The organism is Streptomyces sp. NPDC086835 (genome assembly GCF_044745705.1).
GTDB lineage: Bacteria > Actinomycetota > Actinomycetes > Streptomycetales > Streptomycetaceae > Streptomyces.
In genome coordinates, this window is record NZ_JBIVAU010000011.1 from 314546 (window position 1) to 331402 (window position 16857).

Annotated in this window: 15 protein-coding genes; 4 read left to right on the plus strand and 11 right to left on the minus strand. The window is 72.6% G+C overall.

Translation table 11 applies throughout. From position 1 onward, the window contains the following. The first annotated feature begins 444 nt into the window (after window positions 1–444). Complete coding sequence (locus ACIPJI_RS31005; RefSeq protein ID WP_356625050.1) at window positions 445–2271, plus strand: glycoside hydrolase family 15 protein; 1827 nt, start codon at window positions 445–447, stop codon at window positions 2269–2271. Window positions 2272–2319: 48 nt separating this feature from the next. Next, entirely contained in the window at window positions 2320–3942 is a 1623-nt protein-coding gene (locus ACIPJI_RS31010; RefSeq protein WP_356625048.1) for a PucR family transcriptional regulator ligand-binding domain-containing protein, read from the plus strand. Between the two features lie 17 nt (window positions 3943–3959). Here ACIPJI_RS31010 and ACIPJI_RS31015 read toward each other — a convergent pair whose 3' ends face one another. From ACIPJI_RS31015 to ACIPJI_RS31035, 5 genes are all read right to left on the minus strand, one after another. Continuing rightward, window positions 3960–5045 (minus strand): glycosyltransferase family 4 protein, encoded by a 1086-nt coding sequence (locus ACIPJI_RS31015; protein WP_402250091.1) that lies wholly within the window; start codon window positions 5043–5045, stop codon window positions 3960–3962. A 218-nt stretch (window positions 5046–5263) separates the two neighbouring features. After that, on the minus strand, window positions 5264–7009 hold the full coding sequence (recN, locus tag ACIPJI_RS31020; RefSeq protein ID WP_402250093.1) for a DNA repair protein RecN: 1746 nt from the start codon (window positions 7007–7009) through the stop codon (window positions 5264–5266). A 216-nt stretch (window positions 7010–7225) separates the two neighbouring features. Next, on the minus strand, window positions 7226–8167 hold the full coding sequence (locus ACIPJI_RS31025; RefSeq protein WP_307705665.1) for an NAD kinase: 942 nt from the start codon (window positions 8165–8167) through the stop codon (window positions 7226–7228). Further along, entirely contained in the window at window positions 8164–8979 is an 816-nt protein-coding gene (locus ACIPJI_RS31030; RefSeq protein ID WP_402250095.1) for a TlyA family RNA methyltransferase, read from the minus strand. The genes ACIPJI_RS31025 and ACIPJI_RS31030 overlap by 4 nt, the downstream gene beginning before the upstream one ends. Before the next feature lie 7 nt (window positions 8980–8986). Continuing rightward, window positions 8987–9271 (minus strand): hypothetical protein, encoded by a 285-nt coding sequence (locus tag ACIPJI_RS31035; RefSeq protein ID WP_307705666.1) that lies wholly within the window; start codon window positions 9269–9271, stop codon window positions 8987–8989. 42 nt (window positions 9272–9313) lie between these two features. Between ACIPJI_RS31035 and ACIPJI_RS31040 the strand changes: the two genes are divergently transcribed. Beyond that, window positions 9314–9661: an SCP2 sterol-binding domain-containing protein gene (locus ACIPJI_RS31040; RefSeq protein ID WP_307705667.1), complete on the plus strand. Its 348-nt coding sequence runs from the start codon at window positions 9314–9316 to the stop codon at window positions 9659–9661. 86 nt (window positions 9662–9747) lie between these two features. Here ACIPJI_RS31040 and ACIPJI_RS31045 read toward each other — a convergent pair whose 3' ends face one another. Genes ACIPJI_RS31045 through ACIPJI_RS31060 form a run of 4 tightly spaced genes read right to left on the minus strand, consistent with a single transcriptional unit; the run spans window position 9748 to window position 13822 of the window. Next, window positions 9748–10614: an ABC transporter ATP-binding protein gene (locus tag ACIPJI_RS31045; RefSeq protein WP_402250123.1), complete on the minus strand. Its 867-nt coding sequence runs from the start codon at window positions 10612–10614 to the stop codon at window positions 9748–9750. 32 nt (window positions 10615–10646) lie between these two features. Next, window positions 10647–11684, minus strand: coding sequence for an iron chelate uptake ABC transporter family permease subunit (locus ACIPJI_RS31050; protein ID WP_356625043.1), 1038 nt, complete (start codon window positions 11682–11684; stop codon window positions 10647–10649). Further along, a complete protein-coding gene (locus ACIPJI_RS31055) occupies window positions 11681–12733 on the minus strand; it encodes a FecCD family ABC transporter permease (RefSeq protein WP_402250098.1) in 1053 nt (350 codons plus the stop codon). Before ACIPJI_RS31055 ends, ACIPJI_RS31050 begins: the two co-directional genes overlap by 4 nt. A gap of 60 nt (window positions 12734–12793) precedes the next feature. Further along, window positions 12794–13822 carry an HAD hydrolase-like protein gene (locus tag ACIPJI_RS31060; protein ID WP_356625040.1) on the minus strand — a complete coding sequence of 343 codons (1029 nt, stop codon included), beginning with the start codon at window positions 13820–13822 and terminating at the stop codon, window positions 12794–12796. 96 nt (window positions 13823–13918) lie between these two features. On the opposite strand from ACIPJI_RS31060, the gene ACIPJI_RS31065 reads away from it, so the two are divergent. Beyond that, entirely contained in the window at window positions 13919–15199 is a 1281-nt protein-coding gene (locus ACIPJI_RS31065; RefSeq protein WP_402250100.1) for a DUF1015 domain-containing protein, read from the plus strand. Between the two features lie 68 nt (window positions 15200–15267). Here the strand turns inward: ACIPJI_RS31065 and ACIPJI_RS31070 are convergent, their stop codons facing one another. Beyond that, window positions 15268–16011, minus strand: a complete 744-nt coding sequence (locus ACIPJI_RS31070) for a tetratricopeptide repeat protein (RefSeq protein WP_402250102.1) — start codon at window positions 16009–16011, stop codon at window positions 15268–15270. Continuing rightward, the coding region (locus ACIPJI_RS31075) for a hypothetical protein (protein ID WP_402250104.1) at window positions 15996–16857 on the minus strand (862 nt) is incomplete at its 5' end. The genes ACIPJI_RS31075 and ACIPJI_RS31070, both read right to left, overlap by 16 nt.

Here is a 16857-nt window from a genome sequence, read left to right on the forward strand (position 1 = left end):
GAAGTGAGGTGCGTACCGGCCGCCGACCCGGATCGGGGGCGCCGTCGCTGCGGTTTCGGGGCCTTCCGGCCACCGGTCCACGGGGTACCAGGGTATCAGCGACAGGGGTGGGCCGCCGCCCGGCCACGCCCGTGCAGGCGTCCCGACGGCACCGGAGGTACCGTGACCACAACGCGCGGGAACCGCTCACCGCGGCCCACGTGCCGCTCACCCGTTCGCCGCACCTGTGTTGCGGGGACCCGACACAGATCGCCGACGTGCGTCGTATCCTGCTCGGAAACTCGCTGCCGAGCCGGACCTGTGTACGGACAACATCCCCAGACCGTCACCCGGAACACGGCGCCCCCCACCAGGCAAGTGGCAACACCTCCCGCGTGGTGTTTTTTGGGGTCGCCGCGGCTTGTCAACGACCCTTGACCGCAGTAAGCGCCCCGCGGGGCGGACATGGCCGTTCGACTGGAGATGCACGTGGCCGGGCGCATCGAGGATTACGCACTCATCGGAGACATGCAGACCGCAGCACTGGTCTGCCGGGACGGCACGGTGGACTGGCTGTGCCTGCCCCGCTTCGACTCGCAGGCCATTTTCGCCGGGCTGCTCGGCACGGAGGAACACGGATTCTGGCGGCTCGGGCCCGCGTTCGAGCCGCAGAGCGGGGCACCGGCCGCGACCCGTCGCACCTACCGCGGCGACTCGCTGATCCTCGAATCCGAGTGGGACACCCCTCGGGGCACGGTCCGAGTGACCGATTTCATGCCGCCGCGTGACGGCGCCCCGCAGCTGATCCGGATCGTGGAAGGCGTCTCGGGCCGGGTGCGGATGCGCTCGGCTCTGCGGATGCGTTTCAGCTACGGACGGATCGTGCCGTGGGTCCACAAGGTCGACAACCGCACGGTCGGCGTCGCCGGCCCGGACTCGGTGTGGCTGGACGCGGACACCGACACGTACGGAAAGGACCTCACGACCTACTCCGACTTCACCGTCGCCCCCGGTGACCGGATCACGTTCACGCTCAGCTGGCAGCCCTCGCACAAGGAGCAGCCGGCCCTTCCCGACCCGCAGGGCTCGCTGGAGGCCACCGCCGAGTTCTGGCGCGAGTGGGTGGACCACTGCACGTACCACGGCCCGTACCGCGAGGCCGTGGTCCGCTCGCTGATCACGCTGAAGGCGCTCACGTACGCGCCGACCGGCGGGATCGTCGCCGCGCCCACCACCTCGCTGCCCGAGGAGATCGGCGGCGTCCGCAACTGGGACTACCGCTACACCTGGCTGCGTGACGCGGCGATCACCCTCTCCTCGCTGCTGCGCACCGGTTACCGTGAAGAGGCCCGCGCCTGGCGCGAGTGGCTGCTGCGGGCCGTCGCCGGCGATCCGGAGAACCTGCAGATCATGTACGGCATTGCGGGCGAGCGCGAGCTCGGGGAGGCGGAGCTCGACTGGCTGCCCGGCTACGAGAACTCGGGTCCGGTGCGCGTCGGCAACGGTGCCGCGCACCAGCTCCAGCTCGACGTGTACGGCGAGGTCACGGAGGCCCTGCACCTCGCGCACATGACCGGCCTCGCACGCAACGACTACGCCTCGCTGCTCCAGCTGAAGCTGATCCGCTACCTGGAGAAGCACTGGGACCAGCCGGACGAGGGCATCTGGGAGGTCCGCGGACCTCGCAGGCACTTCGTGCACTCCAAGGTGATGGCGTGGGTCGCGGTCGACCGGACGATCAAGCTGATCGAGTCGGGGGACGCGGACGGGCCGCTGGAGCGCTGGCGCGATCTGCGTGACGAGATCCACCGCGACGTCTGCGAGAAGGGCTACGACCCCGAGCGCAACACCTTCACCCAGTCCTACGGCTCCAAGGAGCTCGACGCCTCCCTGCTGCTGATCCCGCAGATGGGCTTCCTGCCGCCCGACGACAAGCGGGTCATCGGCACGATCGAGGCGATCCAGCGCGAGCTGTCCACCGAGGACGGCTTCATCCTGCGCTACCCGACCGAGGGCGCGCACGAAGGCGTCGACGGGCTGCCCGGCGACGAAGGCGCGTTTTTGGCCTGTTCGTTCTGGATGGCGGACGACCTGGCGATGATCGGGCGGGTGGACGAGGCGCGGCGGCTGTTCGAGAAGCTGCTGTCGCTCCGCAACGACCTCGGGCTGCTCGCGGAGGAGTGGGATCCGAGGCTGCAGCGGCAGGTGGGCAACTTCCCCCAGGCGTTCAGCCATGTCCCCTTGATCGACACGGCGCTGCGGCTGACGGCGTCCGGGGCCTACGGTGGCTAGGAGTCCGCTGTTGTCCTTGGAACTGTCGCCCCGGTAGCGTCCTCGGCCATGGAAACGCAGGGCGGCATCACCGTGCGGCGGGCACTGGAACTCCCCGGCCTGCGCAGTGGACTCCCGGAGGTGCTGGCCGGCGCCGACCGGCTGGAGCGCACCGTGCGCTGGGTCCACGCCGGTGAGGTGCCCAACATCGCCTCCCTCCTCAAGGGCGGTGAGCTGCTCCTGACGACGGGTCTCGGTCTCGGGACCCGTCCGGTGGAGCAGCGGGCGTTCGTCCACCGGCTCGCGGAGCGCGGCATCGCGGCGCTGGTGGTCGAGCTGGGCCCCCGTTTCTCCCGGCTGCCGGCCTCGATCGTGGAGGCGGCGCGGACGGCCGGTCTGCCGCTGGTGCAGCTGCACCGCGAGGTGCCGTTCGTCACGGTCACCGAGGAGATCCACACCGAGATCGTCAACGGCCACTACGCGCTGCTCCAGCAGGCGGAGGAAGTGCACCGCCGCTGCACCGAGGCCCTCCTCGGCGGCGGCGGGGTGCCCCAGGTGCTCGCGATCCTCGCGTCCTTCACCGGTGACCCGGTGTTCCTCGAGACCCCCGACGGGCAGCTCCTGTACGCGGCGGACACCCCCGGCGGCGAACCGGGCGCCGCCGACCCCTTGCAGGTGTGGCAAGGGCTGCGGGGCGGCCGGCAGGACGGCCCCCCGGCGAACGCGGTCCTCGTCGACGTGCCCGGCGGCGGACGAGGGGCCGGCGCGGTCCGTGCCCGGCTGGTGCTGCTGGCCGTGTCCTCCCCGGTGCTGCCGGTGCACCGGATGGCCGCCGAGCGGGCGGCGGGCATCCTCGCCGTCGTGCTGATGCAGGCCCGCCAGGAGGAGGAGCTCGCGGCACGCGGCCGGGGCGACTTCCTGACCGACCTGGCGGAGGGCCGCATCACGCCGGAGGACGCGCCCACGCAGGCCAGGGTCCTCGGCTTCAAACCGGGCGCGGGGCCGCTGCTGCCGGTGGTGATGCGGATCGCGGCCGAGCTGACGCCCAGCGGAAACTGGTCGGTGCTCGCACGGGCCGTTTCCGAGGAGCTGTCGTCGCTCGGGGTGCCGGTGCTGCTCGGCGTACGGCCGGTGGAGGGCCGGGTGCCGCTCCTCGTCGGACTGCGCGCGGAGGGCGACCGGACCGCCGTCGCTGACCGGGTGGCCCAGGCGCTGCGCGCCGGGGTGGCCCGCGCCGGGCTCGAGAGGGCCGGCGCGCATCCGCCGGTCGTCGTGGTCGCCGCCGCGGGCGGCTGGGCCGCGGCCGGCGCCGCGCTGCGCCACGCGGCGGAAACGGCCGCCGCGGCGCAGGGGCTGGACGACCGGCCCTGGTACGACGCCCGCCGCCTCGACATCGACCTGCTGCTGTGGCGACTGCGCGAGCATCCGGACCTGGCGGCGTTCGTCGACCGTGCGATCGGCCCTCTACGGGCCCATGACGCGACGTCACGCCCTCCGCTGCTCCCCACGCTGGAAGCGTATCTGGCCCATGCGGGCCGCAAGGCGGAGACGGCGCGGGAGCTGCATCTGAACCGGCAGACCCTCTACAACCGGCTGGCCCGGATCGGGGAGTTGCTGGGCACCGACCTGGAGGACCCGGAGACGGTCCTGGCCCTCAGCCTGGCGCTACGGGCCCGCCGTCACACCCGCTGACGGGGCGGGCGGGTCTGCTAGGAGCCGGGGTGTGCCAACTCGTCGTAGACGCTGAGCACTTGGGCCACCGTCTCGTCCTCCGTCGGCCAGGTCCCCGCCTGTGTCCGCCCCGCCTGTGAGAGCCACGCCCGGCGCGCCGGGTCCGTCAGCAGACGGGTCACCGCGGCCGACAGGGCGACGGAGTCGCCGTAGGGGACCAACTCCGCCGCGTCACCGACCAGTTCCGGCACCCCGCCGACCGCCGTGGCGACCAGCGGCACGCCCAGCCTCAGTGCCTCCTGCGCGAGCAGGGAACGGGCTTCCCACCGGGAGGGCAGCACCGCCACGTCCGCCACTGCCAGCAGCGCGGGAACGTCGTCGTACCGGCCCAGCAGCCGGACCTGCAATTCCTCGGCCTCGATACGGCGCTGGAGCACGGCCCGCTCCGGCCCCTCCCCCGCGATCAGCAGCAGCGGCGCGGGGTCCAGGCCGCTCCAGGATCCTGCGGCGTCGAGCAGCGTCCCGTAGCCGCGGTGTCGTTCGAGGCTGCCCACGGCGAGGAGTAACGGGCGTCCGACGACACCGAGTTCGGCACACAGCTTCGCGTCCGGAGCGGGCAGGACCTGCGGGGCGGGCGCTGCCACCGGGGCGAGCCTGGCATCGCGCGCGCCGCAGGCACGCGCCCGGTCGACCAGCTCCGAGCAGGTCCCGAGGACAACAGCCGCCGCACGCACGGCCCTTCGTTCGAGCAGCCGCAGGACCGCTGCCCTCGCGCCCTCGGCCTGGGTCGTCGTGTGCCAGGTGACGACGAGCGGGATACGGGAGCGCTGCGCGCCGAGGGCGAGCGAGGCGCGCACGGCGGCGTGGAGTCCGTGCGCATGCACCACGTCCGCGCCGGCGCACGCCGCGCGCAGTGCGCCGATGGCCTGCGGGTCGCTCCGGCGCGGTACCGGCGCGAAGTGCGCACCGGTGCCCCGGAAGTCGTAGATGTCGTCGATGCGGGCGGGGGCGCACACCGTCACCCGCACGCCCCGTGCCACCAGCCCCGCGGCCAGCGACCTGACGTGCGCGCTGCTGCCCGCACTGCCGCCGCCCAGCACTTGGACCGTACGCAGCTGTGTCACCCGCCAAGGATGCCAGTCCGTACGGACGTTCCGGCACCGTCCGGGTGTCGTGCCCGTGTACGTACGCGGCTCCGGCGGACCGGGATCACTCACATGGGTGAGCCGGCCAGGCGGCTGACCTCGGCCGAGTGTCCGGCGGGCGCCGCCCGTGCCCCTCGGTGACGCCTCGAGATCGACTTGAAGCACGGACCCGGCGCGCCCGCCCCCGGCGAAAGCCCCTAGCCGTCGGCGCGTGCCGTGGCCAGCAGCTCCTCCGCGTGGGCGCGGGCGGTCTCCGAGTCCTCCTGGCCCGCCAGCATCCGCGACAGCTCCCGTACCCGGTCCTCGCCCTCGAGGACCGTGACGCCGCTTCGTGTGACCGTGCCGTCGTTGGTCTTCTCGACCAGCAGTTGGCGGTCCGCGAACGCCGCCACCTGCGGCAGGTGCGTCACCACCACCACCTGCGCCGACTTCGCCAGCTTGGCGAGCCGGCGGCCGATCTCGACCGCCGCCTTGCCGCCGACCCCCGCGTCGACCTCGTCGAAGAGGTACGTCGGCACGGGATCGGTCCCGGCGAAGACGACCTCGACGGCGAGCATCACCCGGGACAGCTCACCGCCCGATGCGCCCTTGGCGATGGGACGCGGCGGGGCGCCGGGGTGCGGGGCCAGGAGCAGTTCGACCTCGTCGACGCCGGAGGGCCCGTACACCACGCAGCGGCCGCCGACCTCGACACCCGAGGCCTCGTCGGCGGACTCCGTCTGCCGGACCGCGAACGACACCCGCGCGTGCGGCATCGCGAGCGAGGCGAGTTCCTCCGTGACGGCCTCGGCGAAACGCGCGGCGGCCTCCGTGCGGGCGTCGGTCAGCGCTTCGGCGAGGCCGGACAGCTCGGCGCGCAGCGCGTCACGTTCGGCCGTCAGCTCGCCGATGCGGTCGTCGTCGCTGTCGAGCTCGGTGAGCCTGACCGCGCCCTCCTCCGCCCAGGCGAGCACCGCGGCGATGTCCTCGCCGTACTTGCGGGTCAGCTGCGTCAGTGCCGCCCGGCGCTCCTCCACCGCGGCCAGCCGCAGCGGATCGGCGTCCAGGTTGTCGGCGTATCCGGCGAGCTCTCCGGCCACGTCACCGAGGAGGATGGAGATCTCGCCGATCCGGTCCGCCAGCGCAGCCAACGCCGGATCGTGGGACCGTACGGACTCCAGCGCCCGTCCCGCGCCCGCGACCAGGGTCGTGGCGTCGACGACCTCCGGGTCCTCCGGATTGCCCGCGAGACCCGCGTGCGCGACCGAGGCGGCGGACGCGAGGGCCTCCGCGTGGCCGAGCCGCTCCGCCTCCGCCGCGAGTTCGACGTCCTCGCCGGCGCGGGGTTCCACGGCGGCGATCTCGTTCAGTCCGAAGCGCAGCAGGTCAGCCTCCTGGGCCCGCTCGCGTGCCCGCGTGGTCAGCTCCTCGAGCTCCGTGCTGACGGCGCGCAGCCGCCGGTAGGCGGCCGCGTACTTGGCGTGCGGGACGGCGACGGCGTCACCCGCGTACCTGTCCAGCGCCTCACGCTGTCTGGCAGGCCGCAGCAGGCCCTGCTGGTCGGTCTGGCCGTGCACGGCAACGAGCTCGTCGGCGAGTTCGGACAGCATGCCCACCGGCACCGAGCGCCCGCCGAGATGCGCCCGCGAGCGCCCCTCGGCAGAAACGGTCCGGCTGACCAGCAGCGTGCCGTCGTCGAGCTCGGCGCCGGCCTCCTCCGCGCGCAGCGCGGCCGGGGCGTCGTCGGACACCCTGATCCGGCCCTCCACGACGGCCGACTTCGCGCCGATCCGCACCAGAGCCGGATCGGCCCGCCCGCCGAGCAGCAGCCCCAGGCTGGTGACGACCATGGTCTTGCCGGCGCCCGTCTCGCCGGTCACCGCTGTGAATCCGGGCGACAGCTCGACGACAGCGTCGTCGATGACCCCGAGTGACCGTATCCGCATCTCCTCCAACACGGACACGACCATACGAGGTCCGGCCCCCGGTGTGCGACGGGCCCCGGCGTCCGATTCACTCTCCCGGGCAATACCGGAGCCCCGGGAGCGCGCGACGGCGGCCGCCGCGAGGCCGTCACCGTCCGTGCCGACGGGCAGGACCGGGCCGAAGGCGTGCCCGCGCGCGAGCACCCTTCCGGCCGGTCCTGTCACCCCTGCGGGACCTCGTCCGTGCGACGCGCCCTACTCGGGCGGCGCCCCGCGCCAGCCGGAGACCGGCAGGGCGAACTTCGCCACAAGCCGGTCCGTGAACGACGCGTGGTGGAGCCTGGCGAGGCGCACGGGCACGGCGCCCCGTCGGACCTCCACCCGCGCCGCGTGCGGCAGTTCGACGGTCCGGCGCCCGTCGCACCACAGCACACCGTGCGGGGTGTGCGGCTGGACCTCGACCGCCAGCACCGACCTCGGCGACGTCACCAGCGGCTTCGCGAACAGCGCGTGCGCGCTGATCGGCACCATGAGCAGCGCTTCCACCTCGGGCCAGACCACCGGCCCGCCGGCCGAGAAGGCGTACGCCGTCGAACCGGTCGGCGTCGCGCACACGATGCCGTCGCAGCCGAAGCCGGTGGCCGGCCGGCCGTCGATCTCCAGGACGACCTCGAGCATCCGCTCCGGCGACACCTTCTGCACGGCCGCCTCGTTCAGCGCCCAGTCACGGTGCACCACGTCGCCGTTGGAGCGCACGATCACATCGATGGTCATCCGCTCCTCGACCTCGTAGGCGCGGGTCACGACCCGGTCGACGACCTTGTCGAGGTCGTCGCGCTCCGCCTCCGCGAGGAAGCCGACCCGCCCCAGGTTGACGCCGAGCATCGGCACCCCCGAGGCACGGGCGAACTCGGCGCCCCGCAGCAGCGTCCCGTCGCCACCGAGGACGATCAGCAGCTCGCAGCCGTCGAGGACCTCCGGCGTCGCGTCGGCGACGGTCTCGACCGAGGCGGGCAGCGGCAGGTCGACCGCCTCCGCCGCCAGTACGCGTACGCCGATGCCGCAGCGCAGCAGACCCTGAACGACGAGTTCGGCGCTGCGGATCGCCGCGGGCCGTCCCGTGTGAGCGAGCAGAAAAACAGTACGTCTCGAAGTGTTGCCGTTGGTGCCCGGTGTCGTTCCTGATGTCGTGGTCAACGAGGTCCCTCCGCCACTGCGCGGTCGACGTCCGCAGGATCGAGCTCGGGCGCCCCGGCCCTGAGCCACAGAAAGTATTCGACGTTGCCCGAGGGTCCCGGTAGAGGGCTGGCGGTGACGCCCCGCACGCCGAGACCGAGCTCCGACGCCCGGCGCGCGACGGCCCGTACGGCGTCGGCCCGCAGTTCGGGACTGCGCACCACTCCCCCGCTGCCGAGGCGCTCCTTGCCGACCTCGAACTGCGGCTTGACCATGAGCACGAGATCCGCGTCGGGCGCGCTGCAGCGCACCAGAGCGGGTAGCACGAGCCCCAGCGGAATGAAGGACAGATCCCCCACCACAAGGTCCACCGGCTCTCCGTCGATCGTCTCCAACGTCATTTCTCGCACGTTGGTACGGTCCTTGACGGTGACGCGTTCATCGCTCTGCAAGGACCAGGCGAGCTGCCCGTAGCCGACGTCGACGGCGACGACGTGCCGGGCGCCCGAGCGCAGCAGCACATCGGTGAAGCCTCCGGTCGACGCCCCGGCATCCAGGGCCCTGCGGCCCTCGACCTCCAGCCCGAGCGGTACGAAGGCGGCGAGCGCCCCCGCGAGCTTGTGCCCGCCGCGCGACACGTAGTCGGGGTCACTGTCGTCGGCGGCGACGACGATGGCCGCACTCGTCTCCACCTGGGTGGCGGGCTTGGTGGCCGTGTTCCGGCCGACGGTCACCCGCCCCGCGGCGATCAGCTGGCTCGCGTGCTCGCGCGAACGCGCGAGTTTCCGGCGTACCAGCTCTGCGTCGAGGCGGCGGCGGGCCACTCGTGCCACGTGCGGTTCAGCTCCTGTGGTTGTGCGGTTCCGGCTGGGGTCCCGGGCGGGTGTCGAGCGCGGTCAGCGCGTCCCTGAGCCCCCGGTGTACATCCTCGTACACCTCCAGGTGTCCGTCCGCAGCGAGGTGGTCGACATCGCCCAGCCGCTCCAGCAGCGCGTCGACACCGGCGTCGCCGGTGGGCACACGCTGCACACCCAGCGGCGCGGGGGCCGCGGGGTCGTACGCCTCCGCCGCCGGCACACCGCCGTCGGGCTCCTGCGGACCGGGGGCGGGCATCGAGTCGCTCATGCCCAGACGCTACCGCGAAGCCCTGCGGTAACGTCGCCGCCGATGGCCACCACGCAGGAGTGCCGCGGCGCGCTCGACAAACTCTCCGACCACCTGGCGACGGCGAACGGCGACGTACGGGGCGCTGCCGCCCTCGACCGTTCCCTCAGCTGCCACATCACGGACCTGGACGTCACGTTCACCGGACGGCTGGGGAACGGCCGGATCACGGTGACGGACACCGCACCGGGACCGCCACGGGAGAAGGCACAGATCCGCCTGGCCATGACGGGCGACGACCTGGTGTCGATGGTGGACGGCTCGCTGAACTTCGCGAAGGCGTGGGGGTCGGGCCGGGTCCGCCTGGAGGCGGGCCTCCGCGACCTGCTGCGCCTGCGGACGCTGCTCTAGCCGCGGCGCGGGGCGTTTCCCACCCCTCCGCAGGCGCCACGGACCCGCACCCGCACCCGCGCCCTCACCCCCAACACCATCCCCCGTCACGACACCTTCGCGCCGACCCCCCGCCGCGACGCCGGAATCACCAGCGGCGTCCCGGATTCCGGGTCCTCGATGATCTGGCTCTTCACGCCGAAGACCTGCTCCACGAGCTCCGCCGTGACGACCTCCGACGGCGCCCCCTCCGCGACGATCCTGCCGTCGCGGAGGGCGACGAGGTGCGTGGCGTAGCGGGCGGCCTGGTTGAGGTCGTGCAGGACGGCGACCAGCGTGCGCCCCTGCGACTCGTGCAGCTCGGCGCACAGGTCGAGCACCTCGAGCTGGTGCTGGATGTCGAGGTAGGTCGTCGGCTCGTCGAGCAGCAGCAGCGGCGTCTGCTGGGCCAGCGCCATGGCGATCCAGACCCGCTGGCGCTGTCCGCCGGACAGCTCGTCGACGTAGCGGTCGGCCAGCTCGCCGACCCGCGTCGCGGCCATCGACTCCTCCACGATCCGCTCGTCCTCCGGCGACCACTGCCGCAGCAGTCCCTGGTGCGGGTAACGGCCGCGCGCCACGAGGTCGGCGACCGTGATCCCGTCGGGTGCGATCGACGACTGCGGCAGCAGCCCCAGCGTCCTGGCGACCTTCTTCGCGGGCAGTGAGTGGATGGCCTCCCCGTCGAGCAGGACCCTTCCCTTCGTGGGCTTCAGCATCCGCGAAAGGGCCCGCAGCAGCGTCGACTTGCCGCAGGCGTTGGGGCCGACGATCACGGTGAAGGAGTTGTCGGGTATCTCGACGGACAGGTCCTCCGCGATGACCCGCTGGTCGTAGCCGAGGGTGACGGATTCCGCGGTGAGGCGCTGCATCGTCGTCGTACTCCTGGAGTTCTCTGTGAGGTGGGCGGCGGTCGCGCCGGTGCCCGTACGCATGTCCTTGACCCTGTCCGTGTCCGTACCCGTCGTCATATCCGCCCCGCCTTGCGTTCGGTGACGAGCAGCCAGAGCAGGTAGCCGCCGCCGAGCACCGCCGTGACGACGCCGACCGGCAGCATGCGGTCGCCGAACGCGTTGGTGGCGGTCCAGTCCGCGACCAGGAGCAGGGCCGCCCCCATGACGGCGGCCGCGGCCAGGTTCGGTCCGGGCGAGCGGGTGAGCCGTCGCGCCAGCTGGGGCGCGCTGAGTGCCACGAAGGCGATGGGGCCCGCGGCGGCCGTGGCGACGGCGATGAACAGCACGCCGGATCCCATGAGGACGATCCTGGTGCGTTCGACGGGGACGCCGAGCGCGTACGCCGCGTCGTCGCCCATCTCCAGCATCCGCAGCGGCCGCCCGTGCGCGAACACGACCGGCATCAGCACCGCGCACATCCCGGCCAGCGGCCACACCTGCGCCCAGTCACGGCCGTCGAGCGAGCCGGTCATCCACAGCGTGGCCCTGGTGGCGTCCACGAGGTTGGCCTTGGTGATCAGGAAGTGGATGACCGCCGTGAGCATGGCGGCGACGCCGATGCCGACGAGTACCAGCCGGAAGCCCTGCACCCCGCGCTTCCACGCGAGCGTGTAGACGGCGATGCCGGTGACGAGCCCGCCGGCGACCGCGCCGCCCGCGACGGCGAGCGAGCCGCCGCTGAAGAGCACGATCACGGTGAGCGCGCCGACGGTGGACCCCTGGGAGAAGCCGATGACGTCGGGGCTGCCGAGCGGGTTCCGCGACAGGGACTGGAAGACGGCGCCGCTGAGGGCGAGCGACGCTCCGACGAGTATCGCCACCAGCACCCGCGGCAGCCGCACGTCCTGGACGATGAACTCCTGCGCGGCGGTGCCGTTTCCGAGGAGCGTGGCGGTCACGTCGCCGAACGACATCGGGAAATCGCCGCTGCCGATGAGGACGACCGCGACGGACGCCGCGGCCACCGCGAGCAGCGTGACGACGGACGCCGCGCGGGCGTCGAGCCGTACGGACAGCCCGCCCGGCGTGCGTATTGCTTTCACGGCCTTCACAGCTGGGCCATCCTCTTGCGGCGTACGAGTTGGATGAAGACCGGCCCGCCGATCAGCGCGGTGACGATGCCGACCTGAAGCTCGGAGGGTCGGGTGACGACCCGGCCGACGACGTCCGCGCCGAGCAGCAGGACGGGCGCGAGGACCGCCGCGTACGGCAGGATCCACCGCATGTCCGGGCCGGTGACGGCGCGGACGACGTGCGGGATCATCAGACCGACGAAGACGATGGGACCGCAGGCCGCGGTCGCCGCACCGCACAGCAGGGTGATGGCGAGCATCGACAGGATGCGGGTGCGGGTCAGGTGCGCGCCCAGCGACCGGGCGGTGTCGTCGCCCATCTCCATCGCGTTCAGCGGCCGGGCCAGCAGCATGGAGAGCACCAGTCCGGCGGCGATGAACGGCAGGACCTTGGTGATGGCCCCCATGTCGGCGGAGGCGAGCGAGCCGACCGTCCAGAAGCGCAGCCGGTCGAGCGCGGCCGCGTCCAGCAGCTGGACGGCGTTGATGTAGCCGTACAGGGCGGCGGTGGCGGCCGTACCGGCGAGCGCGAGGCGTACGGGGGTGGCGCCGCGGCTGCCGCCGAGGACGTACACGGCGGCGGACACCACGGCCGCCCCGAGGAACGCGAACCACACATAGCCGGTGAGCGATGTGACGCCGAGGAAGCTGATGGCGGACACGACCGCGGCCGACGCCCCGGCGCTCACGCCCAACAGGCCGGGTTCGGCCAGCGGGTTGCGGGTCAGCGCCTGCATCACCGCGCCGGCGACGCCGAGAGCCGCGCCGACGACGAGCCCCAGCAGGGTCCGTGGGACGCGGACGTCCCTGATGATCACGTCGTTGCCGGTGCCCGTGCTGTGGAACAGCCCGTCCCACACGTCGGAGAGCGGAATCGACTTGGCGCCCACGGCGATGCTCGCGACGCAGATCAGCAGCAGGACGCCGCACGACACCAGCAGCCCCAAGGCACGCAGGGCGTGGCGCTTGGGTGTTGCGGGTGCGGACGCAGGCTCCGCGCTCCGTTTCGGGGGACTCTCGACCAACACGTGGTTAGGTTAGCCTACCCTCGCACCGCCTCTTGGCGGAGGCTGACGGCCCGGGGAGCTCTAAAGTCCCAGCCGGGCCAGCGCCTTCCCCGCGTCGAGAGTGCAGGAACCGTCGCCCGCGTTCGTCCACGCGGCACCGCACAGCGCACGCAGGCCGTCCAGCGGATCGCCGTCGCCGTCCAGCGCCAGCTCCTCCCCGCGCACCGACGCCGTCCATCCGCCGCAGCCGAACACGCCGTCGCGCTCCGTCACTTCGGGCTGCCCGGTCAGCATGCCGCGCAGATCGGCGTCCACATAGGTCGGCCGGTGCTGCGGCACCGCCGCGAGCAGCTGCGCCGCGTCCGTCACCCCGGTCAGTACCAGCAGCGAGTCGACGCCGCCGTTGAACGCCCCCTCGATGTCCGTGTCCAGTCGGTCCCCCACGACCAGCGGCCGCTCGGCACCGGTACGCAGGATCGTCTCCTTGTGCATCGGCGGCAGCGGCTTGCCCGCGATCTGCGGCTCCGCCCCTGTCGCGATCCGTACGACCTCGACGGCAGCGCCGTTGCCGGGCGCGATGCCGCGGGCGCTCGGGATCGTCAGGTCCGTGTTGGAGGCGAACCACGGCACGCCCCGCGCGATCGCGTAACAGGCCTCCGCGAACCGGCCCCAGGGCAGCTCGGGACCGCCGTAGCCCTGCACGACCGCGGCGGGGTCGTCGTCCGCCGACTCCACCGGCACGAGACCGCGCTCGCGCAGCGCGACCCGCAGCCCGTCGCCCCCGATCACCAGCACCCGGGACCCGGGAGGTACCTGCTCGGAGATCAGCCGGGCCACCGCCTGCGCGGAGTTGATCACATCACCGGCCCCGGTGGGGATGCCCAGCTCGGTCAGATGAGCGGCCACGACGTCGGGGGTGCGCAGCGCGTTGTTCGTCACGTACGCCAGGTGCATGCCCTGTTCCCTGGCCGTCGCCAGCGACTCGACGGCGTGCACGATCGCCTCACCACCCGCGTACACGACCCCGTCGAGGTCGAGCAGGGCGGTGTCGTACGCCTCGCTCAGCGCCCGTGTGCTTCCGCTCGGCCGGTTCACGCCCTGCTGACTCATCCGCTTCCGCTCCTCGCTGGTTCCCGCGTTCCCGGTGACCGGGCATGCCCACTCCCCCGATCATCGCTCATGCCGTCACGCGCATACGATGCCCTGATGAACAACGAAGGTCCTGCGGCCGATGGCGGCCTGCATCTGATCCCGTTCCGCGGACTGCGCTACGTCCCCGAGCGGGTGGGCAGCCTCGCCGCCGTGACCTCGCCGCCGTACGACGTGGTCGTCAGACCGGACGGCCTGCACCACCTGGAGTCGGCGGATCCGCACAACATCGTGCGCCTGATCCTCCCCCAGGCGACCACCACGGAGGACCGCCACCACCAGGCAGCGCAGACGCTCACGCGCTGGCTCGAGGAGGGTGTTCTCGCGGCGGACGACGAGCCCGCCCTGTACGTCTACGAGCAGCGCAAGGGTGACGTCCTGCAACGCGGCGTCATCGGGGCGCTCGCGCTCTCGGAGCCGTCGGACGGCGTCGTCCTGCCCCACGAGGGCGTCATGCCGGACGTCGTCGCCGACCGCGCGTCCCTGATGCGCACGACTGCGGCGAACCTGGAACCGCTGCTTCTCACGTACCGCGGCTCCGGCAAGGCCGTCGGCACGACGGCGGTCATCGAGCGCACCGTCCGGCGCTCGCCGCTGCTGTCCACGACCACGGAGGACGGCTTCAGCCACCGCCTGTGGTGCGTCACGGATGCCGGGGAACTGGCGGAGGTCCAGGAGGACCTGAAGCGTCATCAGGCGATGATCGCCGACGGCCACCACCGCTGGGCGACCTATCTGCGGCTGCGCGCGGAACAAACCTCGCCCGGCCCGTGGAACTACGGCCTGGTGCTGCTGATCGACTCCGCCCGCTATCCCCTTCAGGTACGGGCCATCCACCGATTGCTGCACGGCCTGCCGGTCGACCGGGCGCTCACAGCACTCAGCGGTTCCTTCCGGGTCAGGCACCTCGACGTACCGCTGCCGCAGGCCCTGGACGCCCTTGCCCTCGCCGCCGGCGAGGGCAACGCCTTCCTCCTCGCCGGGGACGGCCGGTTCCACCTCGTCGACCGTCCGGACGCCGGACTGCTGCACCGCACCGTGCCCAGCGGTCCGCCGGAGGCCTGGCGCACCCTGGACGCCACGGTGCTGCACTCCACGCTCCTGGAACAGGTCTGGCAGATCCCGGACGACCCCGAGCACATCGCCTACATCCATGACGCCCCGGCGGTCGTCACCAAGGCCGAACGCGACGGCAGCACGGCGGTGCTGATGCACCCGGTACGGGAGGACGTCGTGCGGGAGCTGGCGCTCCAAGGCGTCACGATGCCCCGCAAGTCGACGTCGTTCGGACCGAAGCCGGCGACGGGGCTGGTTCTGCGGAGCCTCACGCTGGACTGACATCCGGACGGAAACGACTGAGGGCGGCACCCGTGGACCGGGTGCCGCCCTCATTCATGTGCCGCGTGTTACGACTGGTCGCCGGACCTGTCCGAGCCGGCGTCCGGCTCGGCGTCGGCGCCGCCGGTGACGGCCTCGGGGTCACTGCCGGTGCTCAGGTCGTCGTCGCCGGCGTCGGCCTTTGCGCCCTGGTCGCCCTCGTGGACCTCGTGGACCTCGGCGTCCTCGGCTTCCTCGTCCTCATGCAGGGCGTCGACGAACTCGACACCGTCCATCTCGGCGAGTCGGTCCGACGCGTCGGTGGCGCCGTCCTTGTCGGCCTCGAGCGCCTTGGCGAACCACTCCCTGGCCTCGTCCTCACGGCCGGCCGCGAGAAGCGCGTCGGCGTACGCGTAACGCAGCCGCGCCGTCCAGGGCTGCACGGAGTTGGAGGCGAGCTCGGGGCTCTGCAGGGTCACGATGGCGGCGTCCAGCTGCCCCATGTCCCTGCGCGCTCCGGCGGCGACGAGCCGCATCTCGACCTGGCCGGCCTTGTCCAGCTTCTGCACCTCCGGCTCGCCGGCCATGGCCAGCGCCCGCTCGGGCCGTCCGAGCCCACGCTCGCAGTCGGCCATGACGGGCCACAGCTCCACGGTGCCCGTCATCCGCCGCGCGGCACGGAACTCGGCCAGCGCCTCCGAGTACTTCTGCGTCGCGTACGCGGCGAAGCCCGCGGCCTCACGCACGGCGGCGACACGGGACGCGAGCCGCAGCGCGATACGGGAGTAGGCGTAGGCCTGCTCCGGGTCCTCGTCGATCAGGTTCGCGACCATGACGAGGTTACGGGCGACATCCTCCGCGAGGCCCTTGGGCAGGCTCTGAAGCTCCTGCCGTACGTCCTTGTCGATCTCGTCACCGGTGACGTCGTCGGGGATCGGGAGCCGCTTGACGGGCTCGCGGTCGGGACGGTCCCGGTCGTCACGCCGCCCGTAGCCGCCGCGGTCGCCGCGGTCGTCACGGGAACCGCGGTAACCACCGCGGTCGCGCTCCTCACGACGGGGGCCACGGAAGCCGCCACGGTCGTCGTCACGCCGCGCGTAACCACCGCTACCGGAACGGTCGTCACGACGGAAACCACCCTGACGGTCATCACGACGCGGGTAACCGCTCTGACCGGAACGGTCGTCACGGCGGTCGTCACGCCTGTCGTCACGGCGATCATCGCGACGGTCGTCACGGCGGAAGCCACCGCCGCCGCCACCGCCGGCGGGGCGGCCGCCGCGGTCGTCGCGGCGGTCGTCGCGGCGGTCGTCACGCCTGTCGTCACGCCGGTCATCGCGGCGGAAGCCGCCACCGGCACCGGCGGGACGCTCGTCACGACGATCGTCACGCGGACCGCGGTACCCACCACGGTCCCCACCGGGACGGTCGTCACGACGGAATCCACCCTGACGGTCATCACGACGCGGGAAACCGCTCTGACCGGAACGGTCGTCACGACGGAAGCCACCGCCACCGCCACCAGCGGGACGAGGTGCGTATCCGCCACCGCCGGCGGGGCGGCCGCCGCGGTCGTCGCGGCGGTCGTCACGCCGGTCATCGCGGCGGAAGCCGCCACCGGCACCGGCGGGACGCTCGTCACGACGATCGTCACGCGGACCGCGGTACCCACCACGGTC